Genomic DNA, 24,236 nt, shown 5'->3' with positions numbered 1-24,236 from the left:
GGTTGTTTGCGTAGCGGATGCGGGCCTGAGTTGCAGGTGCGAGGATGACGGGTTGGGCTGTGGGCTCGAGCACTCTCCTACACCCTGTCGTCGACCGGGGTTCGGGCGGCTGAGAGACTGGGTGCCGTGAGTTCTTCTCCGCGTGTGAGCCAGGCATCGGTGCCGGTCTCGGCCCAACTCTTCGAACGCGCCGCGGCGGTGATCCCGGGCGGTGTGAATTCGCCCGTGCGGGCGTTCAACTCCGTGGGCGGGACGCCGCGATTCATCGCCTCCGCGCGCGGCTGCACGCTGACCGACGCCGATGGCAATGAGTACGTGGACCTGGTGTGTTCCTGGGGACCCATGATTCTCGGGCATGCGCATCCGGCGGTCGTCGAGGCGGTGCGGCGGGCTGCCACCGGCGGGCTGTCGTTCGGCGCGCCCACCGAGGCGGAGATCGAACTCGCGGAAGCCATTGCGGCGCGGGTCGAACCGGTGCAGCGGGTGCGGCTGGTGAACTCGGGAACCGAGGCCACCATGAGCGCGGTCCGGCTGGCGCGCGGATTCACCGGTCGCTCCAAGATCATCAAGTTCAGCGGCTGCTACCACGGGCATGTGGACGCGCTGCTCGCCGACGCCGGATCCGGTGTGGCGACACTCGGGCTGCCGACCTCGCCCGGCGTGACCGGTGCGCAGGCCGCCGACACCATCGTGCTGCCGTACAACGATCTCGAGGCGGTGACCGCCGCCTTCGCCGCCCATCCGGGGCAGATCGCGTGCGTGATCACCGAGGCCGCGGCCGGCAATATGGGCACGGTCGCACCGCAGCCGGGATTCAATGCGGGCCTGAAGCGGATCACCGAGGAGAACGGTGCGCTGCTGATCATGGACGAGGTCATGACCGGATTCCGGGTCAGCTCGGCCGGTTGGTACGGCCTCGAGGGTGTCGCGGGCGACCTGTACACCTTCGGCAAGGTGATGAGCGGCGGGTTGCCCGCCGCGGCCTTCGGCGGTCGCGCCGACATCATGAATCACCTGGCCCCGCTGGGCCCGGTGTATCAGGCGGGGACGCTCTCGGGGAATCCGGTCGCGGTCGCCGCGGGCCTGGCCACGCTGCGCAATGCCGATGAGCAGGTGTACGCGGCGCTGAACGCCAATGCCGATCGCCTGGGCAAGCTGTTCACCGACGCCCTCACCGCGGAAGGTCTCCCGCATCAGGTGCAATTCGCGGGCAATATGGTGAACGTGTTCTTCGCCGAGGACCCGGTCACCGATTACGCCGCCGCCAAGGCCAGCGAAACGTGGCGCTTCCCAGCCTTCTTTCACGCCCTCCTGGAGGGTGGTGTGTACGCGCCCCCGAGCGCGTTCGAGACCTGGTTCGTCTCCGCCGCTCTCGACGAGAACGCATTCGATCGCATCGCCGCCGCCCTCCCCGCCGCCGCGCGCGCCGCGGCGGCCGCCACCCCCGAAGGATCCGCCGCGTGAGCTCCACCCAGCCTGATTCCGGACTACCCGCCCCGGCCCCGCACGAGGCCCCCGTCACCGTGGCCGACGCCACTCGCCTGCTGGACGCCATCCGTCAGGTGGATGACGAACCGGCCGAAACCGACGCTCCCGCAACCGAACCCGCCGCCGAGGTCGTAGCGGTCGAGGAAGCGGTTGCCGACGAGCCCGCCGACGAGCCGGAAGCTGAGGCCGTCGCGGACGAGGCAAGTTCGGACGAATCTGTTTCCGCGACAAGCGGTTTGATTCTGCCCGGCGATGTCGCCAGCGATGTCGAGACCATCGTGCACGTCATGCGGCACGGTGAAGTGCACAACCCGAAGGGGATTCTCTACGGGCGGCTGCCCGGATTCCACCTGTCGGTGACCGGGCGGTCGCAGGCGCAGGCGGTGGGCCGGGCGCTGGCGGATCATGACATCGCGCTGGTGGTGGCTTCGCCCTTGCAGCGCGCGCAGGAGACCGCGGAACCGATTGCCTCGGCGCACGGGTTGATCATTCGGACCGATGACAATCTCATCGAGGCCGGGAACACCTTCGAGGGACTCCGGGTTTCGGTCGGGGATGGCGCGCTGCGCAAGCCCCGGCACTGGTGGAAGCTGCGCGATCCGTTCACTCCGTCCTGGGGTGAGCCGTACTTGCAGATCGCGCATCGCATGCTGGCCGCGGTGAACAAGGCCCGGGTCGAGGCCGCGGGCCGCGAGGCCGTGCTGGTGTCGCATCAGCTGCCCGTGTGGACGCTGCGCCGGTTCCTGCAGGGCCAGCGGCTGTGGCATGACCCGCGCAATCGCCAGTGTGGCCTCGCCTCGCTGACTTCGCTGGTCTACCAGGGCGATACCTTGATCGACATCGTTTACTCCGAACCTGCGGGAGCCTCGGATCCCACGGTGCACGGGGCATGAGAAGGTCCATCGCGTCCCTGCTGGCGAGCATCGGCCTGGTGGCGGTGCTGGCCGGTTGTTCGACGGCGGGCAAGGACGCGGTGGCGCAGGGCGGGACGTTCGATTTCGTCTCGCCCGGCGGTAAGACCGAGATCTTCTACAACCCGCCGGAATCGCGCGGGACGATCGGCAAGCTGTCCGGCCCGGACCTGATCACCGCTGGCAAGACCACCTCGGTGGAGGACTTCCCGGGCAAGGTCGTCGTGATCAATATCTGGGGTCAGTGGTGTGGCCCGTGCCGCGCGGAAGCGCCTGCGCTGGAACAGGTTTACGAGGCCACCAAGGACAAGGGCGTCGCCTTCCTGGGTATCAATGTGCGCGATAACCAGAAGGACAAGGCGCAGGATTTCGTGACCGACAACAAGATCGGTTACCCCTCCATCTACGACCCGTCCATGCGCAGCCTGCTCGCGCTGGGCGGCAAATTCCCGACCAGCGTCATCCCCACCACGATCGTTCTCGACAAGCAGCATCGGGTCGCGGCGGTCTTCCTGCGCTCCCTGCTCGTCGAGGATTTGCAGCCGGTGGTCGAGGGGCTGGCGAAGGAGGGTCAGGCGTGAACGAGGTGACCGTGCTTGCGAGCGTGGGGGAATCGTTCCAGCAGACCGCGGCCACCGGGCCGCTGTTCCTCGCCCTGGGTGCGTGCCTGCTGGCGGGGCTGGTGTCGTTCGCCTCGCCGTGTGTGGTGCCGCTGGTGCCGGGTTATCTGTCGTATCTGGCCGGTGTGGTGGGTGCGGAAGCGCCGCCGGTGACGGTCGAATCGGCCAAGCGTGGTCGTTCGATCACCTTGTCGGAGAAGAACTCCGGACGCCTGCGGGTCGCCGGTGCCGCAGGCCTGTTCGTGGCCGGGTTCACCGTGGTGTTCGTGCTCGCGTCGGCCACCGTATTCGGTGCGATCCAGGCGCTGAATGTGAATCGTGAACTGCTGCAACGCATCGGCGGTGTGGTGACCATCGTGATGGGTCTGGCGTTCATCGGCCTCATCCCGGCCTTGCAGCGTGACACTCGCATGGAGCCGCGCAGGCTCAGCGGCCTGGTCGGCGCGCCCCTGCTGGGTGCGGTGTTCGCGCTCGGCTGGACGCCGTGCCTGGGCCCGACGCTGTCCGGTGTGATGGCCGTGTCCGCGGGCACCGAGGGCACCACCGCCGTGCGCGGTGTCGCTCTGATCGTGGCCTACTGCCTGGGTTTGGGCCTGCCCTTCGTGATCCTGGCGTTCGGGTCGGCGACCGCATTGCGCGGTGTCGGCTGGCTGCGCCGTAATTCCCGCACCATTCAGGTGATCGGCGGCCTGCTGCTCGTGGCCGTCGGTATCGCCCTGGTGACCGGAGCGTGGGACCAGTTCGTCTCCTGGGTCCGCGACGCCTTCGTCTCGAATGTGACCCTGCCGATCTGATGACCGTGACCACCGAAACCCCCGCCCCCGCTCCCGCCCGCCCGCCGCGTCAATCGCTGCCGCAGCGTGCGATTGCCTTGCTGCGCAATACCTGGCGCGGTCTCACCAGCATGCGCACCGCGCTCATGCTCTTGTTCCTGCTGGCCTTGGCCGCCATTCCGGGTGCGCTCCTGCCGCAGCGCAGCCTGAACAAGGGCAAGGTGGATCAGTACATTGCGGACCGGCCCACGCTGGGTCCGTGGATGGATCGCTTCCAGCTGTTCGACGTGTTCTCCAGCTTCTGGTTCACGGCCATCTATGTGCTGCTGTTCGTCTCGCTGGTGGGCTGCATTCTGCCGCGCGTGCTCGATCACTATCGGGCGCTGCGCACGCCGCCGGTGAAGGCGCCGCGCAATCTTTCCCGTCTGCCGCACCACTATTCGGGCAGCGATACCGCCACGCCGGATGAGGTGATCGAGCGCGCCCGCAAGGAGCTGCGCGGTTGGCGAACCGTCGTGCAGCCGGGCACCCGCGAGGGTGAGATCACGCTGTCGGCGGAGAAGGGCTACACCCGCGAGGCCGGAAACCTGGTCTTCCATTTGGCTCTGGTCGGTCTGCTGGCGGCGATCGCGATCGGCAAGCTGTTCGGGTACGAGGGCAATGTGGTCGTCATCGCGAACGACGGCCCGGGCTTCTGCACCACGACGCCCGCCGTGTTCGACTCGTTCCGTGCGGGCAATGTCAATGACGGCACCGGGCTGACCCCATTGTGTGTGCGGGTCAAGGATTTCAAGGCCGACTACCTGCCCAATGGCCAGGCCGAGATGTTCACCTCGAACATCCAGTACCAGGCGGGCAAGGACCTGAATTCCGATACCTGGCGCGATACCGCCATCCAGGTGAACCATCCGCTGCGCATCGCCGGTGACCGGGTCTACCTGCAGGGCCACGGTTTCGCGCCCAAGTTCACGGTGACCTTCCCGAACGGGCAGACCCGCACCGAATCCATTCAGTGGAAGCCGGATGACGCCACCACCTTCCTGTCCTCGGGTGTGCTGCGCATCGATCCGCCGGGCGGCATGTATCCGAGCGAGGAGGAGCGGCGCAAGCATCAGATCGCCATCCAGGGTCTGTTCGCGCCGACCGCGCTGCTGCACGGTTCGCTGCTCACCTCGCGGTATCCGGCCATGACGGATCCGATGGTGGCCGTGGACGTTTACCGCGGTGACACGGGTCTGGATACCGGTCGCGCGCAGTCGCTGTTCTCGCTGGATCCGGAGATGATCAAGCAAGGCCGGTTGACCAAGGAGCAGCGGGTCAATCTGAAGCCGGGCGACGCCGCGACCCTGTCGGACGGCACCAAGGTGACCTTCGACGGCGCGGAGGAATTCGTGAACCTGCAGGTCTCGCATGATCCGGCCCAGCAGTGGGTGCTGATCAGCGCGGTCACCATGATGGCGGGCCTGCTGGTGTCGCTGTTGGTGAAGCGGCGGCGGATCTGGCTGCGGGTCTACCCGCAGGCCGACGGCGATGAAAAACGACGTACTGTAGTAGAAATGGCCGGACTGGCCCGCACCGACCAGGCCGGTTGGGGTGGCGAGTTCGACCGATTGCGTGCACGACTGCTGCGCACCGAGAGCACGGGAGAGTGACCATGCCGATCGACGAAACCCTGGTCGGGTACAGCAACCTCGCGTTCAAATCCGCGTGGGTGGTCTATGTGCTGGTGCTGGCCATGCTGATCGTGCAGTACTCCTCGGCCACCTCCCGCAAGACCGCCGAACGCGAACTGGTCGCGGTCGGCGGCGGCGATCGCCCGGCCGGACCCGGCAAGGTCGAGGCCAAACCCGTCCGCCCGCTGCCCGAGCGCTTCGGCAATATGGCGTTCTCGGTGCTGTTCGTCGCGATCGCCCTGCACCTGGGGTCGATCGTCTTGCGCGGCTTCGGTGTTCACCGTTTCCCGCTCGGCAATATGTACGAGTTCATCACCATGGCCACCGCGGCCGCCATGGTGACCGGCCTGGTCTTCATGAACGACCGCCGCTTCCGCTCGATGTGGGTCTTCCTGATCGTCCCGGTCCTGATCCTGATGTTCCTCGCGGGCCAGGTCCTCTACGCCGAAGCGGCCCCCGTGGTCCCGGCCCTGAAGTCCTTCTGGCTCCCCATCCACGTCACCGTGGTCAGCATCGGCAGCGGCATCTTCCTGCTGTCGGGCGTGGCGAGCCTGCTCTTCCTGCTGCGCCTGCGCCAGCCCGACGGCGAAGAGTCCAAGAACATTCTGGGCGCTTTGGCTCGTCGTCTCCCGGATGCCCAAACCCTGGACCGCCTGGCCTACAAGACCACGATCGTCGCCTTCCCGATCTTCGGCACGGGCGTGATCCTCGGTGCCATCTGGGCCGAATCGGCGTGGGGCCGCTTCTGGGGCTGGGACCCGAAGGAAACCATGTCCTTCATCGCGTGGGTCCTCTACGCCGCCTACCTGCACGCCCGCGCCACCTCCGGCTGGCGGGACACCAAGGCCGCCTACATCAATATCGCCGGTTTCGTGGCCATGCTCTTCAACCTCTTCATCATCAATATCGTGGTCTCCGGCCTGCACTCCTACGCCGGACTGAACTAGTTCAGGTAGTCCTCGGCCGCCTTCGCGATATCGTCGAGGGCTTGCTCGGCCTCCGCTTCAGGGAGGGTCGGCAGGGAGATGAGCAGTCGCTCCACCCCGGCCTCGGCGTAGGCGTCGAGCAGGGCCGGATCGGCCGGGGCGAAGGCGACGGTGACCGGGAGGTCGTGGCCGTCGAGCCGGGCCAGCTGCGCCGGGATATCGGCGGGATCGGAGACCGCGGCGGGAATCCACCCGGCGCCGTGCCGGATGGCGCGGGCGGCGGCCGCGTCGCCGCCGCCGAGCAGGATCGGGATCTCCCGGAGGGGTTTCGGCCAGGCGTACATCGGGTCGAAATCGATGAATTTGCCGTGATATTCGGCGAGGTCCTTCGTCCAGATTTCGCGCAGGGCCTCGATTTGCTCGTCCAATAGTGCGCCGCGCGTGCGGGGGTCGGTGCCGTGATCCTCCATCTCCTCCCGATTCCAGCCCGTACCCACGCCGAATACGAAGCGTCCATTGGAGATTCGATCCAGGGTGGCGACCTCCTTGGCGGTGTGGATGACATCGCGCTGAATGAGCAGGGAGATGCCGGTGGCGAGGATGAGCCGCTCGGTGACGGCCGCGACGGAGGCGAGGGTGACGAACGGATCCATGGCGCGGTAGTACACGCGCGGTATCTCACCGCCGCCCGGGTTGGGGGATCTCCGGCTCGCGGGGATGTGCGAGTGTTCGGCCAGGAACAGGGATTCGAAGCCCCGATCCTCCAGTGCCGTACCGAGTTTGGTTCCGCTGATGCCCTCGTCCGTGACGAAGGTGGTGATGCCGATCTTCATGAACGTATGCTCGAACCTTCACACAAATGTGAAGGTCAATCAGGGCACCCTGTGAGGTGGAGCACATGCGTATCGGAGAGCTGTCCGATCGGACCGGAACCTCCCGCCGACTGCTGCGCTACTACGAAGAGCAGGGCCTGATCTTCGCGCAGCGCTGCGAGAACGGCTACCGCACCTACGATGACCGCCTGGTGGATCGGGTGCTCCAAATCCGGGGACTCCTCGATGCCGGTCTCCCGACCCGCATCATCAAGCAGATCCTCCCGTGCCTGCAAACGCCCTCCATCGTCTTCGACGAGGCCACACCGGAAATGCTCGCCGTCCTCGAGGATGAACTCGACCGCATGACCCGGCGCATCGACTGCCTGACCCGCAACCGTGATGCCGTGACGGCCTACCTCGGTGCGGTCCGCGCCGACGCCTGAGGGCCCTGAAAAGACGAGCGTCCCCCGGACCCGCGGGTGCGGGGTCGGGGGACGGTCACATCTGTCTTTATAGGGTTGGCGAGCTTCGGGTTTCAGTTGGATTCGCCGTCGCGATGCTCTCGGGAGAGTTGGCTCAGGAAATCCGGGTCGTCTTCCGGCCCCATGATGCGGTTTCGCCGGGCGGGTGCTGGACCGGTGCCGGCGGATCGCTGAGGTCCGAAAGCTTTCCAGCACAGCATCGCGACTGCTACGACCGCGATGAGTGCCAACAGGTACGTCACGTCGCTCACCTCCTGGCTTCGAGGGTAATGCGTGTCCGTACCGGCGGCACCGGGGAACGGGAAATAGGGTTTACACGCGAGTCGCCTCGGTGGTGAGGGACCTGAGCAATTGCATGACTTCCGATTCGCGGAACCGGCGGTGGCCGCCCGGAGTCCGGAGAGAACCGAGCCGTCCTGCATGTGCCCATCGGGTCACGGTCTTCGGATCAACATGGAACAGGGCTGCCACCTGGCCGGGGGTGAGCAGGGTGTCGGGGCCGGTGACGGAACCCATTACGCGGCTCGCCGCGGTGAACGCAGTCATTCGCAAACCTTTCCGTTTCGACAGATCCCTCATCAGTAGCGACATCGTTGCACTGCACCCCCCGGGTGTTCGAACAGTCTCAGTTTGGTAAAGGGGAAGTAATAGACAAAACGGATATCCGTTATGTGTTTACGGTCACGATTCCGAGAGTTTCAGCGAACTTCCAGCGACATTGGGGCGGAGGCCACCGAGCTCGCCCGAAACCACGTCACCTAGGCTGTTCGGCGTGAGTAACGGCGTGAACGATGCAACCCGGCCCGAAGGCGCGGGCCGCCGCCTGGCCCGCAGCCTGGCCCTCTACACGATTGCCCGCCTGGTCCTCGTGGCCGTGCTCGCCGCGATCATCATCGGCGTGGCCGCCCTCGTGAAGGTCGATGTGCCACTCATCGTCGCGCTGCTGTTCGCGCTGCTCATCGCCATGCCGTCCTCGCTGTTCCTGTTCAAAAAGCTTCGGACGCAGGTGAACCGGGACATTGCCGCGGTCGATCAGAAGCGCCGCAGCGATCGCGAACAGCTGATGAAGCGACTCCAAGGAGACGACGCGTGAAGCGCTGTGATCGGTCCGCCCCCCGCGACTGGGTCGACAATGCCGTCCGGCTGATCGACGCCGACACCCAGCGCAGCGCCGACACTCACCTGCTGCGTTATCCACTGCCCGCCGCCTGGGGCGTGCAGCTCTACCTCAAGGACGAATCCACCCACATCACGGGCAGTCTCAAGCACCGCCTGGCGAGATCGCTGTTCCTGTACGCGATCTGCAATGGCTGGGTCACCGAAGGCACCACCGTGGTGGAGGCTTCGTCCGGTTCCACCGCCATCAGCGAGGCCTACTTCGCGAAACTGCTGGGCCTGGACTTCGTGGCCGTGGTCCCGGCCAAGACCTCCCCGGAGAAGCTGGCGCTGATCGAGGCCCAGGGCGGGCGCTGCCACCTGGTCGAGAAGGCCTCGGACATCTACACCGAGGCGGCGCGCCTGGCGGCCGAATGCAATGGCCACTACATGGATCAGTTCACCAATGCCGAGCGCGCGACGGACTGGCGCGGCAATAACAACATCGCCGAATCCATCTTCGAGCAGCTGACTTTGGAGACGAATCCGATTCCGGCCTGGATCGTGGTGGGCGCGGGCACCGGCGGCACCAGCGCGACCATCGGCCGCTATATCCGCTACCGGCGCCACGCCACCAAGCTGGCCGTGGTGGATCCGGAGAATTCGGCCTTCTACGGCGGCTATGAGCTGGCCGATGCCGGGTATCAGACCGGAATGCCCTCGCGGATCGAGGGAATCGGCCGGCCGCGCGTGGAGCCCTCGTTCGTAGGCCAGGTTGTGGACGCAATGATGGAAGTACCCGATGCCGCGTCGATCGCGGCCGCGCGGCATGCCGGGGAGGTGCTCGGCAAGCGGGTCGGCGCGTCCACCGGAACCAATCTGTGGGGTGCTTTTGCCCTGATCGCGGACATGATTGCCGAGGGGCGCAAGGGCAGCGTGGTGACGCTGTTGTGTGATGGTGGAGACCGTTATGCCGGAACCTATTTCAATGACGAGTGGGTTGCCGGTCAGGGGCTGAGCTTGGCCGAGCCCACGGCGGTGCTCACCGAATTCATTGCTACCGGTACTTGGTCCGGCTAGTTTTCCCACCGCACGGCCGGTCGGGTGAGAACCGTTGATCACCCATCCTGCTGGTTGCTGTTGATTTGCTGAAGCGGCTGAGTTGCCGCTGGTTCGCGCTGTGGCGCCAATTGTTCAGAGCGACCGGTCGGTTCGACTCTGTTGCCCGAGGCGTTAAGAGCCCTTGACATTGTGGGCCGCTCACGCAGAACTGGACGAGTGACCGCCATCGGCTGGTCGACGCTCGTACCGAGCACGAGCATCCACGATTGCAAACTCGACGACGTTCGCCACATATTCATTCGCAGCTCGGTGATGGACAGGGTCTTCGGATCACGTACCAGTTTGGTTCGGTCGAATCGCTCATTGGTCACCGTGTCGCCACGCCACAGCAGGGCGAATTCCGGGCTCGCATGGCAGTTCTCGAGAATCCGCTGGACGTGCTCGTCGAGGCCGTGGCGCGCGATCACCAGCCGGAACCAGGTGACGGCCTGCTGTATCTCTCCGGACCAGTCGACCAGTACGGTCCGCGAGATCGGGTTGAGCATCAGCCATTCGAGGTAATTGGTGCCCGGGTCGAGTTGCGGGAACGTCTCCGCGTGCGCGGCATTGACGGCGATGATGTCCATGGTGCCGGTGACGAAGGCCGCGATCTTGGGATTGAGCAGGTGCAGGTATTCGAGGTCGGTGGGGGTCGGATGATCCTCGTCGATCCGGGGGAGCGGGCCCTCGGCCAGGATGAGCGCGTACTCGAACTCGGCGGGCTGCAATTTCAATGCGGTGCTGAGGGATTCGATGACCCGGCGCGACGGGTTGGCGCCACTCTCTATCTTGGTGAGGTAGGGGACCGACAGGTTGGCCAGCCAGGCGAGTTGCGGTCGGGTGAGGTTCGCGGTCGTGCGGCGCTGGCGAATGTACTCGCCGAACGTCGGTACTCCATTCATTACTTAGGGTGACCTTACTAGTATCGCCATCTGGTACACACGCGGTTGTCGAGTGATACCGGCACGGTGCGTCGACGAGGGGATGCGCGGTATCCCGTTCTGCTCCAATAGTTTGAAACAACAACAAATCAGGAGTTGAGTTGGGGCAGCAACCGCGATCGGTCTCGGATATCAATGTCACGGTCGGTCCATGGGTGATCACCTCGGCGGTCGGCCAGGTCGCCACGCCGGAGCAAGGGATGACCGGCAATGCCTGGGAGCCCGAGGCTTTCGGGCTGTACCAGGATCGGGACGGCGACATCTGGGAGAAGGACGCGCGCGGCTGGCGACTGCGGCTACAGGACGGCGTCTCGGTCGACCCCGACACGGTGTGGGAGTGGACCGACGGCTGCGTCTGCGAGTACGCGCCCTTCACACCCTGGGGCTGAGCCTCTGTCGAACGCCGGGCGCGACTTCCGCTGACGGTGAACACACTTCCGGATCTGTCAATTTTTGTTGACGCGCCGCGAGTGTCAACGTAAATTGACACTCATGAGTGAAGCAACAACTCTGGCGGCCGCCGCCGGCAGCCCCGACCCTCAGGTCGGGCTCCGCGCGGTGCTGGCACTGCGCAGATTGCTCGAGCGACTCGAAGCCATCCAGGTGGCCAATGCCCGCAATCAGGGCTGGTCCTGGCAGGCCATCGCGGACTCGCTCGAGGTCAGCCGGCAGGCGGTCCACCAGAAGTACAACCGGAAGGGCGGTATCCGCTGATGTTCGAACGATTCGCCAAGGCAGCCAAATACGCGGTCGTCGTGGCCCAGGAGGAGGCGCGCGAACTGAGCTCGCCGAATATCGAGGTCGAGCACGTGCTGCTCGGACTCCTCGAAAGTCCCGACGCGGCACTGCGACAGGTGCTCACCGAGCACGGGCTCACCACCGAGAGCGTGCGAGCCGCCCTGGTGCGCAAGCGAACCGCCGAACCGCTGGGCGAGGAGGACGCGGAAGCCTTGCGCTCCATCGGCATCGACCTCGACGCGGTGCGGGAAAGCCTAGAAGCCACCTTCGGCGAGGACGCCCTGAACCGCGCCATCCCCGCCAAAGAGGAATCCCGGCGCGGCCGGTTCCGCTCCAAAGGTGGAAACTGGGGCCATATTCCGTTCACCCGGGATGCCAAGAAGGTCATCGAACTGTCGCTGCGCGAGGCGCTTGCCCGGCGCGACGAGCGCATCGAGGCCGGGCACATTCTGCTGGCCATCCTGCGCGCACCCAATCCGACGACCCTGCGCCTGCTCGGCGACGATGCGGCGCGGCAGCAATTGAAGTCCGCCGTCTCGGAAGTCCTCGACCGCGCTGCCTGATACCGCGGGTGCGGGGGGTGAGCATGCGGCAGCAAGCGGGCGCTAGGGCGGCAGGGCGTGTGATGCCCGGCCACATCCGTGATCAACACCTACGATGGCCGCATGACGCTCCTGATACGTCTGCTCATCAACGGTGTGGCCATCTGGCTCGCGTCCGCTTGGGTGAGTGGAATCGAGATCAAAAGTCCCGAGGACACCACCGGCAGCAAGATCATTGTGATCGCGGTGGCAGCCGTGGTGTTCGCCGTGATCAATGCGCTGGTGAAGCCCATCGTGAAGCTGCTGTCACTGCCGCTGGTGGTGCTATCGCTGGGGCTGTTCCTGCTGGTGATCAATGCGCTCATGCTGTGGCTGACCTCGAAGGTCACCGAGACCACCGACTACCAATTGCACGTGGACGGCTTCTGGGCCGCGGTGCTCGGAGCCATCATCATCACGCTGGTGAACTGGGTGCTGGGGATTCTCGTCCCCGACGAGGACTGACCGAAAGGGTGTGGGGGCCAAGCCCTCACACCTTCACCTCACCCGAATGTCAGAGCGGCCGCGGTCGCGATCGACCACACCAGCAGGGCCAGGCCCGTACCGGCCAGGGCGGGAATCAGACCCGGCCCGTTCTTACCGCTGCGCACCGGCTCGTTCGCCTTGAAGGCGAGCGGCAGTGCGATCAGTCCCGCCAGCGCGAACGGCGTGCGGGCGACCAGCGCCAGCGTCGCGAGGAACGGGACCGCGATCAGCACCAGATGCAGGGTGCGAGTGCGGGTATCGCCCAGGCGCACGGCCAGGGTGGTCTTGCCCGACTCGCTGTCGGTGGGAATATCGCGCAGGTTATTGGTGACCAGCACCGCGCTGGAGAAGCTGCCGACCGCGATCGCACACGCGATACCGGCCCAATCGATCCTCCCGGCCTGCACATATTCGGTGCCCAGCACCGCCACCAGGCCGAAGAACACGAACACCGCGATCTCACCGAAACCGCTGTAGCCGTACGGGTTCCGGCCGCCGGTGTAGAACCAGGCCCCGGCCAGGCAGGCCGCGCCGACCAGCAGCAGCCACCAGGCGCTGGTCGCCACCAGCACCAGGCCGATCACCGCGCCCACCGCCAGGCAGCCGATGGCCGCATTGCGCACCGCGGCCGGGGTGGCCAGCTTGGAACCGACCAGCCGCAGCGGGCCGACGCGTTCGTCGTCGGTGCCGCGAATACCGTCGGAGTAGTCGTTGGCGTAGTTCACGCCGATGATGAGGGCCAGCGAAAGCAGCAGGCACAGGCCCGCTTTCCACCACACCGCCCCGTCGATCGAGGCCGCGGCCCCCGTTCCCGCCAGAACCGGGGCGATCGCATTCGGCAGAGTGCGCGGCCGAGCGCCCTCGATCCACTGTGCTGCTGTAGCCATGCTCCGCAGCCTAATGCGAGGGTCGAGCAGACCGCGCGGTCAGGATTCGAGAGCGGCCTTCAATTGCGCGAGCCCCTTCTCGAAGTCCTTGCCCACCAGCTTGTCCATCGGGATGAGCTTGCCGATCAGGGCCATGGGCCCGGTCTGCTTGCCGGTCATCCGCCAGGTCACCGAGGTGGTGTCGCCCTGCGGGATGAATTCGAAGCGGACCTGATTGCTGGCCTTCCACGGCTTCTCGAAGTTCAGGTGAATGCCGATGGCGTCGTCGGTAATGGCGGTGATCTCCATGTCACCGCGTCCGGCCTTGCGATTGCCGTGCCAGGCGTAGTGCGCGCCGATGCCGCGATCGGCGCCGCTGTACTCGCGTTCCATGGACGGATCCAGGTTCTCCCACGGCGACCACTTACGCCACTGGTGGAAGTCGTCGATGAGTGCCTGGACCTGCGCGGGGTCGGCCTTGATGACCGTTTCCCGGTGAATGTCGAATTCGGCCATGGATCGAGCGTAGGCGACCGGCGCCCCCGATCCGGCGAATCCGACAGTCCCGGTGTCGCTCACCTACGATTGGCAAGGAATGAATTCGGAAACAGGCAGTTCTGACATGGCCGTGAGCATCCGGCCGGGGTCCGCACGCGACTCGATACTGGTCGCTCTGCTGGGCGAGGTCGCGCTGCGTCGTGCCGCCCCGGCGGATTCGGGGACCGCGAACTCCGTCGCTGCCGCGAACCAACTGACCCCGGTACCCGGTGCGCGGGCCCGCCTGCTGGTGGCGGCCCTTGCCACTCATCCCGGCCGCAGCCGCAGCGCCCAGGCGCTGATCGAGGACATCTGGGGTGAGGAACCGCCGCGGGCTCCGATGAACGCGCTGCACACTCAGGTGTCGCGGCTACGGTCCGCGCTGCCCGAAGGCGTCCTGGAAATCGGCCCTGCCGGATACCGGCTGCTCCTGCGCCCCGATCAGGTCGATCTCACCCTGGCTCAGCAGCTGGAAAAGCAGGCGCGCCAAGCACACACGGCCGGAGATGACGAATTCTGCCTGGGCCTGGTGGCGGCCGCTCGTGACCTGTGGCGCGGCGACCCCGCCGCCGACCTCCCGCCAGGCCCGGTCGCCGAAGAACTCGCCGGACTCGCCGTCGAACAACGCCGAGCCCTGGACGCCTTGGAACTAGTCGCCCGCGAAGCCGTCGGTGACTTCGCCGGAGCCATCGAGCTGGCCCTGCGCGCCGCGGCCGCCGACCCCTTCGCGGAACCCGCACACGGCACCCTGATGCGCCTGCTGGCCGCCTCGGGTCGCACCACCGAAGCTCTCGACGTCTTCGCTTCGCTGCGTACTCGTCTGGTCGAACAGCTCGGTGCCGACCCCGGCCCCGCCTTGGTCGCGTTGAATACCGCCATCTTGCGCGGCGAACCGCTGCCCGGCTCGCCGCCGGTCCGGCCCACCGGCACGGATCGCGAGGCGAGAGCCGGCACGGCACCGGGTTATTCGAGCGGCTCGCGCCACACAGCGGGGGCGGACTACTCACCGGATACGAATTACGCGGTGGCGTCGGGTGATTCGTCGCGCACCGCGGTTCGCGGGCCGGATGACTTCGAGGATATGCCTTCCGGACAGGGGTCGGGGCGGTCGTCGCGCATGGCATCGGCGGCTCAGCATGCGGCCGGAGAACGTGGGGGCGCGGTCGTCTCCGCGATCGGTTTGCGGGCAGCGCCCAATCTATTGCTGGGCCGCGAGGCCGATCTGGACGAGCTGGAAGGTCTGCTGCGTCGCTCGCGGGTCACCACCATTCTCGGTCCGGGTGGCACCGGAAAGACCCGGGTGGCAAACGAATTGGGCGCGCGGGTGGCACACGAGCGCACGGTGGCGCTGGTGGAGCTGGCCTCGCTGCGGCCCGATGCGAGTGGTGACGCGGGCACTCGGACCGAGGTGGAGGCCGCGATCGCGGCGACGCTCGGGGTGGGGGCCACCGAATCGCGAACCAGTGTGCTGCGGCCCAATCACGCACAGGATGTCCGGCAGCGGCTGCGGGAGGCTCTCGCGTCCCGGCCGATGCTGCTGATTCTGGACAATTGCGAACATCTCATCGACGCCGTGGCGGAAGTGGTGGCGGATCTGGTCGGGATCACCGGTCAGCTGACCGTGCTCACCACCAGCCGCTCACCCCTGGAGATCACGGCGGAGGCGGTATATCCCTTGCCGCCCTTGACGATCGACCCGGATGGCTCGCCCGCGACCGATCTGTTCGCGGCGCGCGCCCGAGCGGTGCGGCCCTCGGTGCGCATGGATCCGGAAGGGGTGGCGCGGCTGTGCCACACCCTCGACGGGCTGCCCCTGGCCATCGAATTGGCCGCCGCGCGAGTGCGGACCATGAGCGTGGAGGAGATCGAAACGCGGCTCGATCACCGATTCTCCCTGCTGCGCAGTGGCGATCGCAGTTCACCGCAGCGGCATCGCACCCTGCACGCGGTGATCGAGTGGAGCTGGAACCTCCTCGACGAGGAACAGCGAATAGCGCTGCGCCGACTCTGTCGATTCCCGGCGGGCTTCACCCTGGCCGCCGCCGAAACGGTGATCGAAGGGCCCGAAATCGCCGATGCCGCAACGGCTGTCGACGGTCTGGTGAGTCAGTCGCTGCTCACGGTGCTGGCGTCGGACGACGACGAGGGTGATGGTGTCCGCTACCGGATGCTGGAGACCGTCCGGGAGTTCGGCGAGGAGCAGCTGGAGCTGACCGGTGAGGCCGAAGCGGTCATGGCTCGAATGTCGGTGTGGGCCAGGGAGTTCGCGCTCGATGCCGTGCGCCGCTACCCGACCGACGAGCAGGTCGCCGCGGTGCTCGCCACCGCCGCCGAGGCCGACAATCTGGTCGCCGTGCTGCGCTACGCCCTCGAACGGCGCGATGCGGTCACCGTGTACACGGTGTTCCCGGTGCTGTGCGGACTCTGGGTGATGCGCGGCGCGCACCTGGAACTGATCAGCTGGTCCCCGCGCATCATGCTGCTGCCGCCCGCCCCGAATCCGCAGACGCGGGAGGAAGGGGACTTGCAGGTATTCGGCTCACTGGCACTGGTACTGCACGTGATGTATCTGGGTGGCGGCCCGCGCGAGATCCGCGGCATTGCCACCATGCGTGCCCGGCTCCGCCGGATGCTGGCGGTCGATCCACCGCTCTCGCCCATGTTCCGGTACCTGGCCGGCGTGGCGACAATACCGATCCGAGAGGACGGCATACTGCTGGCACGCAAGTTCGCCGACGGCGTGGCCTCCGCCGACCCGTCCACCCGGGTGGCGGCCCTGCTGCTGCGCGCCAATGTCCGGGAGAACGCCGGTGACGTGCACGGTTCCACCCGGGACGCGGTGCGCGCCCTGGCGGACGGTATCGCGGTGGACGTGTGGGGCTCGGCCATGGTGGCCCAGCATCTGGGCGGGCTGTACGGGCAGTCGGCCCGCTACGCGGAATCGGTGGACTACTACCGGGATGCGGCCGACAAGCTGCAACGCCTGCGCGCCTATGAGGAAGCGATCGAGATCCGCGCCTTCCTCGCCGTGTCGCTGGTCGGTATCGGCGAACTCGAGCAGGCACGACACGAGTTGGAGCCGACCATGGGCGTGGTCGGCATGGACACCGTCGGTGACCAGATCGTGGGCGAACCCAATAACCGGCGCGCGGCCGTCGCCGCCGCGCTGGCGGAAATCGAACTCGCGGAAGGCAGTGTCGACGAGGGTCTGCGTCGCTATCGGCAGGTGCTCACGCTGCTGGACTGGCCGCATGGGCAGGCCTCACCCGGGCCCGGCGATGTGATGCTGGCGGCCGCGGTGGCCGATGCGCATGTCCTGCAAGGCCATTCCGTCGACGTCACGAAACTGGTGCGCGAGCTGATCGATGCGGCGGTGCTCCGGCTGGGGCAGTTCTGGGATCTGCCGCAGATGGGTGCGGTGGCCTGCGCCGTAGGTTCTCATATGCTGGCGACCGGCGGCGACACCGCCGTGGCTCTGGAGCTGCTCGCTCGCGCGCCGAGAGTGTTTGCCCGCCAGGACTATCCGTCCATGCAGCTGCGACGCCACGTGGACCTGCATCGCGCCGCGGTCGGGGCGGAGCGCATGGACGCCGCGCTGAATTCGGCTGCGGGCCTGGGCCGTCGCGCGGCGGCGGAGCGAATCCTGGCCCATATGACGGACATGGCCGGATTCGCCTGTCCCCCCGGAAACAGCCGACCCTGAGACAGCGAAAGCCCGCCCACCGGAATTCCGGTGGGCGGGCATTGTTTTCGATGTGTGCGGGTATCAGGCGCGGCGCATGTACGCCCGCACCGCGAGCGGTGCGAAGATCGCGATCACGACCAGCGAGCCGAGCAGCGAGTACACCAGGTTCGAGCTGTACACATTGCCGTTCATCAGTTCGCGGGCGGTTTCGACCATGTAGTAGATCGGGTTGGCCTTGTTGATGCCCTGCAGCCAGCCCGGCATGGTGGACACCGGGGCGAACGCGCCGGACATGAAGGTCAGCGGGAACATGATCATCATCGACATGCCCTGCACGGCGGGTGCGCTCTTACCGGTGATGCCGATCAGCGCCCAGATCCAGCTGACCGCGAACGAGCAGAACACCACGACCAGACCGGCGACGATCACGGCCAGCGCGCCGCCCGCCGGGCGGTAGCCGAGGATCAGGCCCATGCCGATGGTCAGGACCGTGGCCAGGCCGTAGCGCACCATATCGGCGATCAAGGCCCCGGACAGCGCCGCGATGCGGGCGATGGGCAGGGATTTGAACCGGTCGAACACGCCCTTGTCCATATCCTCGCGCAGCTGGGTGCCGGTGACCACGGAGGTCAGCACCACGGTCTGCACCAGGATGCCGGGGATCAGGATGGGCAGGTAGTCGTGCACGTTCCCGCCGATGGACCCGCCGAAGATATAGGCGAACAGGGCGGTGAACAGGATCGGCTGCACGGTGACATCGAACAGCTGTTCCGGATTGTGCTTGATCTTCAGGATGCCGCGGTACGCCATGGTGAGCGAGTTGGCGACGGTCTGCTTGAACGGAATGTGATTGCTGACCTCGGGAATGGGGGCCGTGCTGACGGCCGCCGCATGTTTCCCGGGGGCGGTGAGTGTGGTGGTCATGCCGCGCTCTCTTCGGTGTCGGTCTCGTCGTCCGCGCCGTGCCCGGTGAGTGCGAAGAACACTTCGTCGAGGCTGGGCTTGGCGACATTGATCTCTTCGACCCGGATATCGTGCTCGCGCAACCGGATCAGGATGTCGGTGGTGATGGACGGGTCGGGCAGCGGTGCGGTGATGCGTCCGGCCTCGGGGCTGATGGTGGCCTCGACGATCTTGCCCTCGGTGCGGGAAAGGAACTCGCTCACCAGGATTCGCGCCTCGTCGATGCGATCGCGGTCGGCCAGGGTCAGTTGGAGCGCCGAAAGTCCCACGGACGCCTTGAGTTCATTGGAGGTGCCGTCGGCGATGACCTTGCCGCGATCGATGACCGCGATCCGGTCCGCCAGCTGATCGGCCTCGTCCAGGTACTGGGTCGTGAGCAGGACGGTGGAACCCTCCCGCACCAGACGCCGGATGGTCTCCCACATCTGCGCGCGGGTCCGCGGATCCAGGCCGGTGGTGGGCTCGTCCAGGAACAGCAGCGGCGGCCGGGCGATCAGGCTGGCGGCCAGATCGAGCCGTCGGCGCATACCGCCGGAGAAGTTCTCCAGGGGCTTGGCGGCGGCCTCGGTCAGCCCGAATTCCTCGAGCAGGTCGGCCGACTTGCGGCGGGCGTCGATCTTCGACAGGCCGAGCAGCCGGGAGAAGATCACGAGATTCTCGGTGGCCGTGAGCTTTTCGTCGACCGAGGCGTACTGCCCCGTGACGCCGATCAGCGAGCGGACGGCGGTCGGTTCGGCCTGCACGTCGCGGCCGAAGACGCGGGCGCTGCCGCCGTCCGGTCGCAGCAGGGTGGCGAGCATGCGGATGGTGGTGGTCTTGCCGGCCCCGTTCGGTCCGAGCACGCCGTAAACAGCCCCCCGCGGTACCGCGAGACTCACGCCGTCGACGGCCCGCTGCTCCCCGAAGACCTTGACCAATCCCTCCGCCTCGATGGCGAGGGGTTCAGCAGGTGTGTAAGAAGTCATGACACACACTCTGGAGCGCGACCCTTTCACGCCCCTTGCGTCGCTATTGCGTGACCGCGCAAGCCCCGCTTGCACGGCCGGACACAGCCGCCCACCTGCGGTGATTATGGTTCTCGGGCTGCTAACCTGGCCCCGGAAATCGCTTGCCCGGCTCGTTCACCCCTCGGTTCTGTCCCATTCCCGATCGGATGTGAGGCCCCGTTGCGCACCCTCCCGGCCCTTGCCACCGCCGTGCTGACCGCCGCGGCCGTCGTCATGAACGCCGTCGCCGCGTACGCGGACCCGGCGGTCCTGGAGGCGCCCGGGCCGGACGTACCGACCGTCCAAGCGGACGACACCGGACCCATCTCGATCGAATGCCCGCCGACGCCGAACGCGGACGATCCGCTCGTGCCGATTCCGCCGCGCAACCCGCTCTGCGGTGAGGACGACTGGGAGGTCTGGCCCGGAATCACCTTGCGCAGCAATGCGTACAGCCGCACCTCCACCATTATCGGCCCCGACGTTTCGGTGACCCTGATCGGCAGCAGGCACTTTCAACTCCGCGACCACCAGGGCAATCTGATTCTCGGCGAGCCCGGCGGCGCCCTGCATCACGTGCCCTTCGGACATGAGATCCCGCCGCCGCCACCGGAACAGGTGGAGCAGCTGACCCCGCACCAGCAGGCGGTCAAGGAGGGACTGTCCCGGGTGAACGTCGGCATCATGGAGGGCGTCACCTACACCGGCGACCTCACCGATATGTCGGCCTTCCTGGTCACTCCGATCGGCAGCCTGATCGTGCAGGCCCCCGGCACCGGAGCCGAGCCCACCGAGCCCGGCCCGAACGGCGACCGGAGAATCCAGCCGATCAATGTCTTCCAGGTGCTCGACAACCAGGGCCGCTACGTCATGGGTAACACCCTCACCTTCGGTTCCCCGATGGCCATCTGGCCCAATGCCGCCGTACCCTGCCCGATCGGTACGGTACCGATCACCGAGCAGCCGAAGCAGACCCCGAAGCTGGCCGATCAGCTGCCGGATCCGGTGTGCAAGGCCCCGGCGGCCGTGCCGCTCACGGCATTTCGGAATGTGGACGACCCGAAGCCGCAGGATCCGGTGCAGCGGCAGAAGGACATCAATGACGCATACAGCGCGGTGGGCACCCAGTTCGGGCTGGCGGTCAGTATCGGCGCGGTCATCGGCGGCGTGCTCGGCCTGACGGTCGGCTGTCTGGCGGGCGGCATCGGCGCGGGCACGGCGGGCACCTTCTCGGCGGCCTTGGCGGGCACGGCGACCGGATTCGCGGGCGGATGCCTCACCGGCGCGGCCATTCTCGGCAGCATGGGCGGCACCGTCGGCAGCTTGGTGCTGGGTCTGCCGGTCGGCATCGTCTCGGGCGTGAACGCGTACAACACGCTGCGCCTGCAAGGCGATATCGCCAAGCGTCCCGAGGGTGCGGACCTGATGCAGGAGGCCGCGGCCGAGGTCGAGGGCGCGCGGCATGCGATACCGCCGATGGTCGCGGCACTGTTCCCCGGGCTGGGCTAGCGTTCCTCGGCGCGGTCCATCAGCATCTGGACGCCGTCGAGGATGCGGTCGAGGCCGAATTGGAACGGGTCGAGATCCTTGGTGATGAATGCGCCGTCGGCCATCGCCTTGGTCAGGGCGGGGAAGCGGGCGGAGTGCCGTTCGAGCAGTTCGCCGGTGAGTTCGCCCCATTCGCGATCGTGGTCCGCGTCGTAGTCGGCGGACTGCTGGGCCTGATTGCGTACCAGTCCGATCAGCAGCAGGAAGACCTGATGCTGTTCGGCGGCGCTGAGCCCGGTCGGCTCGAGCACGGCCAGGGCCGCATCGGCCCAGGCCAGCTGTGCCGGGCCCATCACCTGACGGCGCATGGCGGTGGCCACGAGCAGCCAGGGGTGGCCGCGATAGATCGCCCAGAGCTGGTGTGCCCATTCGGTCATCTGTGATCGCCAGTCCGGGTCCGCGGCGGACAGATCCGGGCGTCCGGCGGAGACGGCCTCCACCATGAGGGCGACGAGTTCGGTCTTGCCGGGCACGTACCGGTAGAGCGCCATGCCCGAGACGCCGAACTCGGCGGCGACCTTGTTCATGGAGACGGCGTCCAGGCCGTGGGCGTCGGCCAGTGTCACCGCGGTCTCGGCGATGCGCGCGGGGGTGAGGCTGGGCTTGGGTCCCCGGGTGGGCTGAGTTTGCTCGCCCCAGAGCAGCGCGATGCTGGAACGCAGGTCGCGCGGCTTCTCCTCGGCGTTCTTGACCACGGGGTCCTCTCTGCGGATCTCGTTGTGAGGGTTGACAGCTCGGTAAATTGTTTATACCTTAAATTCAGTTGTTTACGGTACAAACAGTTTAAGGATCGGGACATGATCGTCACACTCACCGCTCTCGCAGTCGCCGCTCCCGTCGCCGGAGCCTTCGGCCACCGGCAGCTCCGGCGCAAGGCAGCCGCCGAACAGCTGCGCATCACCACTCCGAACGGCATCGACGAATCCGGCTTCGTCCGAATCGGCGGCATCGACCAGTGGATTCAGATCCGCGGCGAGGACCTGCGCAACCCCGTGCTCCTCGAAATCCACGGCGGCCCCGGCGCTTCCAACCTCCCGTTCACCACCCGCACCCGGGACTGGGAGCGGCACTTCACCGTCGTGCGATGGGATATGCGCGGCGCGGGCAAGACCTTCGGACACACCGGCGCGGACGCGCAGGGCGAAATGAGCCTGGCGCGTATGGAACTCGACGCCCTGGAGGTGACGCAGCATGTGCGCTCCCGGCTCGGTGTCGACCAGGTGCTGCTCGTCGCCAATTCCTTCGGCTCCATGATCGGCCTGCGACTGGCCCGCAGCCATCCGGAGCTGTACTCCGCCTACGTCGGCACCGATCAGAACATCAGCGCGGGCGGCGCCAATCACGCGGCCTATGACGCGCTGGTGCGGCGGCTCGAGCAGCAGGACAAGCGCAAGCAGCTCGCCGTGCTCGCCGACCTCGGCCGGGAGCGCTCGGCCTGGACCGCCGAGCAGCTGATGCGGTTCAACAAGCTGGTCTTCAACACCGACCCGCTGACCGTGAACACCCTGAAGACGGTTGTCCTGCACGACATGTGGTTCTCACCGCTGCACACCCTGCGCGAGTTGCGCGCCGGATTCCAGGGTCAGACCTTCTCCGAACAACTCGGCCCGCAAGCGGTCTCGATCGACGAGCGGGCCGAGGGCACCGACTTCCGGATCCCGGTCTTCTTCTTCCAGGGCGACAGCGATGTGATGACCCCGCCCGAACCGGCCCGGCGGTTCCTCACCGAAGTCACCGCGCCCGTCAAGGATTTCGCGCTCATCGAGGAGGCGAGCCACTTCGCGTCCTTCCGCCACCCCGAGCGGTTCCTCGATCTGCTGCTGACCGAGGTCCGCCCGGTGATCACCGGTGCGCGCTCAGTTCGCTGACGCGGCCAGCAGGTGTTCGCGCAGTGCGGCGCGGTCCGGCTTACCGGGACCGCGCAGCGGAAGTTCCTCCAGCACGGCCAGTTCCCGGGGCGCGGCAATGGCGTCGAGTTCGGCCACCACATGCTCACGGAGTTCGTCGAGAGTGGGAGCGGTCGCGCCCGGGGCGGTCACGATGGCGGTGACCACGCGCTGGCCCAGCCGAGCATCCGGCAGACCCAGCACCACACATTCGGAAATGGCTGGATGCGTGATGAGCACGGCCTCCACCACCTGCGGAATGACGAGCAGCCCGCCGGTCATGATGGCCTCGTCCAGCCGCCCGGTGACCCGCAGCACGCCGTCCTCGAAATGCCCGGCATCCTCGGTGCGGAACCAGCCGGGCTCCGCGAAGGCGGGATGGTCGGGCATATTGCGGTAGCCCTTGGCGATGGTCGCGCCGCCGAGCAGCACCCGGCCCTCTTCCAGGCGGATCTCGGTGCCGGTCAGCGGAATGCCTTCGTAGACACAGCCGCCGCAGGTCTCGCTCATGCCGTAGGTGCGGAAGACGGTGATCCCGGCCGCGCGGGCGCGTTCCAGCACCGATTGCGGGGTGGCCGCCCCGCCGACCAGCACGGCGTCGAGCTGAGCCAGCGCCGCGGCCGCGGTGGGCTCGTCCAGGGCCTTGATGAGCTGGGTGGGAACCAGCGAGGTGTAGCGGCGCTCGCCCTTCATACCGGCGACGGCGCCCGCGAGCGCTTCGGGCAGGAAGCCGCCCGAGACATCCAGCGCGGCCGGTTCGATCCCGGCCAGAATGCTGCGCAGCAGCACCTGAATGCCCGCGATGTGATGGGTCGGCAGCGCCAGCAACCACTGGCCCGGTCCGCCGAGCCGCTCATGGGTGGCATCGCCGCTGGCCCGCAGGGCCGATGCGGACAGCATGGCCCCCTTGGGCAATCCGGTGGTGCCGGAGGTGGTGACCACCAGGGCCACCTCGTCGTCGATTTCTTCGCCGGGCCGCAGGGAGCTGCTCAGCCGTTGCGCCTCGCGGCGGTCGGCGGTGGGGATGGGAAGCCACGCGGGGCCGTTGCCCTCCAAGGCTTCCCGAAGGTGCGGCAATACGTCGCCTACCGATGCGCCGGTGGGCATGGGGAGAATTCGGAGGGTATTGCTCACG

26 protein-coding genes are annotated in these 24,236 nt (G+C 67.0%); 16 read left to right on the top strand and 10 right to left on the bottom strand.

Features of this window, described 5'->3' with window-relative positions; genetic code table 11:
* The first annotated feature begins 126 nt into the window (after nt 1–126).
* From hemL to ccsB, 6 genes are all read left to right on the top strand, one after another.
* Nucleotides 127–1,464 carry a glutamate-1-semialdehyde 2,1-aminomutase gene (gene hemL, locus AB0N05_RS04130; protein WP_364687263.1) on the top strand — a complete coding sequence of 446 codons (1,338 nt, stop codon included), beginning with the start codon at nt 127–129 and terminating at the stop codon, nt 1,462–1,464.
* Nucleotides 1,465–1,775: 311 nt separating this feature from the next.
* Entirely contained in the window at nt 1,776–2,381 is a 606-nt protein-coding gene (locus AB0N05_RS04125; RefSeq protein WP_364687477.1) for a histidine phosphatase family protein, read from the top strand.
* Entirely contained in the window at nt 2,378–2,980 is a 603-nt protein-coding gene (locus AB0N05_RS04120; RefSeq protein WP_364687261.1) for a TlpA disulfide reductase family protein, read from the top strand. Before AB0N05_RS04125 ends, AB0N05_RS04120 begins: the two co-directional genes overlap by 4 nt.
* Before the next feature lie 5 nt (nt 2,981–2,985).
* Nucleotides 2,986–3,813, top strand: a complete 828-nt coding sequence (locus AB0N05_RS04115; protein WP_364687475.1) for a cytochrome c biogenesis CcdA family protein — start codon at nt 2,986–2,988, stop codon at nt 3,811–3,813.
* Nucleotides 3,813–5,444 carry a cytochrome c biogenesis protein ResB gene (locus AB0N05_RS04110; RefSeq protein ID WP_364687259.1) on the top strand — a complete coding sequence of 544 codons (1,632 nt, stop codon included), beginning with the start codon at nt 3,813–3,815 and terminating at the stop codon, nt 5,442–5,444. The genes AB0N05_RS04115 and AB0N05_RS04110 overlap by 1 nt, the downstream gene beginning before the upstream one ends.
* A 2-nt stretch (nt 5,445–5,446) precedes the next feature.
* Nucleotides 5,447–6,412, top strand: a complete 966-nt coding sequence (ccsB, locus tag AB0N05_RS04105) for a c-type cytochrome biogenesis protein CcsB (RefSeq protein WP_364687257.1) — start codon at nt 5,447–5,449, stop codon at nt 6,410–6,412.
* Here the strand turns inward: ccsB and AB0N05_RS04100 are convergent.
* Complete coding sequence (locus tag AB0N05_RS04100) at nt 6,409–7,224, bottom strand: LLM class F420-dependent oxidoreductase (RefSeq protein WP_364687255.1); 816 nt, start codon at nt 7,222–7,224, stop codon at nt 6,409–6,411. The genes ccsB and AB0N05_RS04100 overlap by 4 nt on opposite strands.
* Before the next feature lie 65 nt (nt 7,225–7,289).
* On the opposite strand from AB0N05_RS04100, the gene AB0N05_RS04095 reads away from it, so the two are divergent.
* Nucleotides 7,290–7,649 carry a MerR family transcriptional regulator gene (locus AB0N05_RS04095; protein WP_364687253.1) on the top strand — a complete coding sequence of 120 codons (360 nt, stop codon included), beginning with the start codon at nt 7,290–7,292 and terminating at the stop codon, nt 7,647–7,649.
* A gap of 92 nt (nt 7,650–7,741) precedes the next feature.
* Here the strand turns inward: AB0N05_RS04095 and AB0N05_RS04090 are convergent, their stop codons facing one another.
* Nucleotides 7,742–7,930 (bottom strand): hypothetical protein, encoded by a 189-nt coding sequence (locus tag AB0N05_RS04090; RefSeq protein ID WP_364687251.1) that lies wholly within the window; start codon nt 7,928–7,930, stop codon nt 7,742–7,744.
* 70 nt (nt 7,931–8,000) lie between these two features.
* Nucleotides 8,001–8,204, bottom strand: coding sequence for a BldC family transcriptional regulator (locus AB0N05_RS04085; protein ID WP_364687473.1), 204 nt, complete (start codon nt 8,202–8,204; stop codon nt 8,001–8,003).
* 256 nt (nt 8,205–8,460) lie between these two features.
* On the opposite strand from AB0N05_RS04085, the gene AB0N05_RS04080 reads away from it, so the two are divergent.
* Together AB0N05_RS04080 and AB0N05_RS04075 are read left to right on the top strand one after the other, a co-directional pair.
* Entirely contained in the window at nt 8,461–8,781 is a 321-nt protein-coding gene (locus AB0N05_RS04080) for a DUF4229 domain-containing protein (protein ID WP_364687249.1), read from the top strand.
* Nucleotides 8,778–9,863, top strand: coding sequence for a PLP-dependent cysteine synthase family protein (locus AB0N05_RS04075; protein ID WP_364687247.1), 1,086 nt, complete (start codon nt 8,778–8,780; stop codon nt 9,861–9,863). Before AB0N05_RS04080 ends, AB0N05_RS04075 begins: the two co-directional genes overlap by 4 nt.
* A 38-nt stretch (nt 9,864–9,901) precedes the next feature.
* Here the strand turns inward: AB0N05_RS04075 and AB0N05_RS04070 are convergent, their stop codons facing one another.
* Nucleotides 9,902–10,786: a helix-turn-helix domain-containing protein gene (locus AB0N05_RS04070; protein ID WP_364687245.1), complete on the bottom strand. Its 885-nt coding sequence runs from the start codon at nt 10,784–10,786 to the stop codon at nt 9,902–9,904.
* Nucleotides 10,787–10,926: 140 nt separating this feature from the next.
* On the opposite strand from AB0N05_RS04070, the gene AB0N05_RS04065 reads away from it, so the two are divergent.
* The 4 genes from AB0N05_RS04065 to AB0N05_RS04050 all read left to right on the top strand — a co-directional run bounded on the left by AB0N05_RS04065 (nt 10,927) and on the right by AB0N05_RS04050 (nt 12,609).
* On the top strand, nt 10,927–11,214 hold the full coding sequence (locus AB0N05_RS04065) for a hypothetical protein (RefSeq protein WP_364687243.1): 288 nt from the start codon (nt 10,927–10,929) through the stop codon (nt 11,212–11,214).
* Nucleotides 11,215–11,317: 103 nt separating this feature from the next.
* Nucleotides 11,318–11,539 carry a helix-turn-helix domain-containing protein gene (locus AB0N05_RS04060; protein WP_364687241.1) on the top strand — a complete coding sequence of 74 codons (222 nt, stop codon included), beginning with the start codon at nt 11,318–11,320 and terminating at the stop codon, nt 11,537–11,539.
* On the top strand, nt 11,539–12,126 hold the full coding sequence (locus AB0N05_RS04055) for a Clp protease N-terminal domain-containing protein (RefSeq protein ID WP_364687239.1): 588 nt from the start codon (nt 11,539–11,541) through the stop codon (nt 12,124–12,126). The genes AB0N05_RS04060 and AB0N05_RS04055 overlap by 1 nt, the downstream gene beginning before the upstream one ends.
* A gap of 102 nt (nt 12,127–12,228) precedes the next feature.
* The gene (locus AB0N05_RS04050; protein ID WP_364687237.1) at nt 12,229–12,609 is read left to right on the top strand and encodes a phage holin family protein; all 381 of its coding nucleotides are present in this window, start codon (nt 12,229–12,231) and stop codon (nt 12,607–12,609) included.
* Nucleotides 12,610–12,647: 38 nt separating this feature from the next.
* Here the strand turns inward: AB0N05_RS04050 and AB0N05_RS04045 are convergent, their stop codons facing one another.
* Nucleotides 12,648–13,517, bottom strand: coding sequence for a 1,4-dihydroxy-2-naphthoate polyprenyltransferase (locus tag AB0N05_RS04045; RefSeq protein ID WP_364687235.1), 870 nt, complete (start codon nt 13,515–13,517; stop codon nt 12,648–12,650).
* Between the two features lie 39 nt (nt 13,518–13,556).
* Entirely contained in the window at nt 13,557–14,012 is a 456-nt protein-coding gene (locus AB0N05_RS04040) for an SRPBCC family protein (RefSeq protein WP_364687233.1), read from the bottom strand.
* A gap of 106 nt (nt 14,013–14,118) precedes the next feature.
* Here AB0N05_RS04040 and AB0N05_RS04035 point away from each other — a divergent pair, with 106 nt between their 5' ends.
* The gene (locus AB0N05_RS04035; protein WP_364687231.1) at nt 14,119–17,736 is read left to right on the top strand and encodes a BTAD domain-containing putative transcriptional regulator; all 3,618 of its coding nucleotides are present in this window, start codon (nt 14,119–14,121) and stop codon (nt 17,734–17,736) included.
* 63 nt (nt 17,737–17,799) lie between these two features.
* Here the strand turns inward: AB0N05_RS04035 and AB0N05_RS04030 are convergent, their stop codons facing one another.
* Both AB0N05_RS04030 and AB0N05_RS04025 read right to left on the bottom strand, forming a co-directional pair.
* Entirely contained in the window at nt 17,800–18,642 is an 843-nt protein-coding gene (locus AB0N05_RS04030; protein WP_364687229.1) for an ABC transporter permease, read from the bottom strand.
* Nucleotides 18,639–19,646, bottom strand: coding sequence for an ATP-binding cassette domain-containing protein (locus AB0N05_RS04025; protein ID WP_364687227.1), 1,008 nt, complete (start codon nt 19,644–19,646; stop codon nt 18,639–18,641). Before AB0N05_RS04025 ends, AB0N05_RS04030 begins: the two co-directional genes overlap by 4 nt.
* A gap of 201 nt (nt 19,647–19,847) precedes the next feature.
* Between AB0N05_RS04025 and AB0N05_RS04020 the strand changes: the two genes are divergently transcribed.
* Complete coding sequence (locus AB0N05_RS04020) at nt 19,848–21,176, top strand: hypothetical protein (RefSeq protein WP_364687225.1); 1,329 nt, start codon at nt 19,848–19,850, stop codon at nt 21,174–21,176.
* Here the strand turns inward: AB0N05_RS04020 and AB0N05_RS04015 are convergent.
* Nucleotides 21,173–21,910 (bottom strand): TetR/AcrR family transcriptional regulator, encoded by a 738-nt coding sequence (locus AB0N05_RS04015; RefSeq protein ID WP_364687223.1) that lies wholly within the window; start codon nt 21,908–21,910, stop codon nt 21,173–21,175. The two genes, AB0N05_RS04020 and AB0N05_RS04015, sit on opposite strands and share 4 nt — an antisense overlap.
* Before the next feature lie 102 nt (nt 21,911–22,012).
* Here AB0N05_RS04015 and AB0N05_RS04010 point away from each other — a divergent pair, with 102 nt between their 5' ends.
* Nucleotides 22,013–23,083: an alpha/beta hydrolase gene (locus tag AB0N05_RS04010; RefSeq protein WP_364687221.1), complete on the top strand. Its 1,071-nt coding sequence runs from the start codon at nt 22,013–22,015 to the stop codon at nt 23,081–23,083.
* Here the strand turns inward: AB0N05_RS04010 and menE are convergent.
* Nucleotides 23,072–24,208, bottom strand: coding sequence for an o-succinylbenzoate--CoA ligase (menE, locus tag AB0N05_RS04005; RefSeq protein WP_364687471.1), 1,137 nt, complete (start codon nt 24,206–24,208; stop codon nt 23,072–23,074). The two genes, AB0N05_RS04010 and menE, sit on opposite strands and share 12 nt — an antisense overlap.
* Between the last annotated feature and the right edge of the window lie 28 nt (nt 24,209–24,236).

It is taken from the genome of Nocardia sp. NPDC051030 (genome assembly GCF_040683015.1).
GTDB lineage: Bacteria > Actinomycetota > Actinomycetes > Mycobacteriales > Mycobacteriaceae > Nocardia.
Note: the sequence above shows the minus strand (reverse complement) of the source record. Positions and strands in the feature narration are given on the sequence as shown.

Coding starts and splice junctions, on each gene's coding strand:
- AB0N05_RS04040 (WP_364687233.1), bottom strand. CDS start 14,012: ATGGCCGAATTCGACATTCACCGGGAAACGGTCATCAAGGCCGACCCC.
- AB0N05_RS04095 (WP_364687253.1), top strand. CDS start 7,290: ATGCGTATCGGAGAGCTGTCCGATCGGACCGGAACCTCCCGCCGACTG.
- AB0N05_RS04100 (WP_364687255.1), bottom strand. CDS start 7,224: ATGAAGATCGGCATCACCACCTTCGTCACGGACGAGGGCATCAGCGGA.
- ccsB (WP_364687257.1), top strand. CDS start 5,447: ATGCCGATCGACGAAACCCTGGTCGGGTACAGCAACCTCGCGTTCAAA.
- AB0N05_RS04055 (WP_364687239.1), top strand. CDS start 11,539: ATGTTCGAACGATTCGCCAAGGCAGCCAAATACGCGGTCGTCGTGGCC.
- menE (WP_364687471.1), bottom strand. CDS start 24,208: ATGCCCACCGGCGCATCGGTAGGCGACGTATTGCCGCACCTTCGGGAA.
- AB0N05_RS04010 (WP_364687221.1), top strand. CDS start 22,013: ATGATCGTCACACTCACCGCTCTCGCAGTCGCCGCTCCCGTCGCCGGA.
- AB0N05_RS04045 (WP_364687235.1), bottom strand. CDS start 13,517: ATGGCTACAGCAGCACAGTGGATCGAGGGCGCTCGGCCGCGCACTCTG.
- AB0N05_RS04025 (WP_364687227.1), bottom strand. CDS start 19,646: ATGACTTCTTACACACCTGCTGAACCCCTCGCCATCGAGGCGGAGGGA.
- AB0N05_RS04060 (WP_364687241.1), top strand. CDS start 11,318: ATGAGTGAAGCAACAACTCTGGCGGCCGCCGCCGGCAGCCCCGACCCT.
- AB0N05_RS04070 (WP_364687245.1), bottom strand. CDS start 10,786: ATGAATGGAGTACCGACGTTCGGCGAGTACATTCGCCAGCGCCGCACG.
- AB0N05_RS04030 (WP_364687229.1), bottom strand. CDS start 18,642: ATGACCACCACACTCACCGCCCCCGGGAAACATGCGGCGGCCGTCAGC.
- AB0N05_RS04035 (WP_364687231.1), top strand. CDS start 14,119: ATGGCCGTGAGCATCCGGCCGGGGTCCGCACGCGACTCGATACTGGTC.
- AB0N05_RS04120 (WP_364687261.1), top strand. CDS start 2,378: ATGAGAAGGTCCATCGCGTCCCTGCTGGCGAGCATCGGCCTGGTGGCG.
- AB0N05_RS04110 (WP_364687259.1), top strand. CDS start 3,813: ATGACCGTGACCACCGAAACCCCCGCCCCCGCTCCCGCCCGCCCGCCG.
- AB0N05_RS04125 (WP_364687477.1), top strand. CDS start 1,776: ATGCGGCACGGTGAAGTGCACAACCCGAAGGGGATTCTCTACGGGCGG.
- AB0N05_RS04085 (WP_364687473.1), bottom strand. CDS start 8,204: ATGGGTTCCGTCACCGGCCCCGACACCCTGCTCACCCCCGGCCAGGTG.
- AB0N05_RS04050 (WP_364687237.1), top strand. CDS start 12,229: ATGACGCTCCTGATACGTCTGCTCATCAACGGTGTGGCCATCTGGCTC.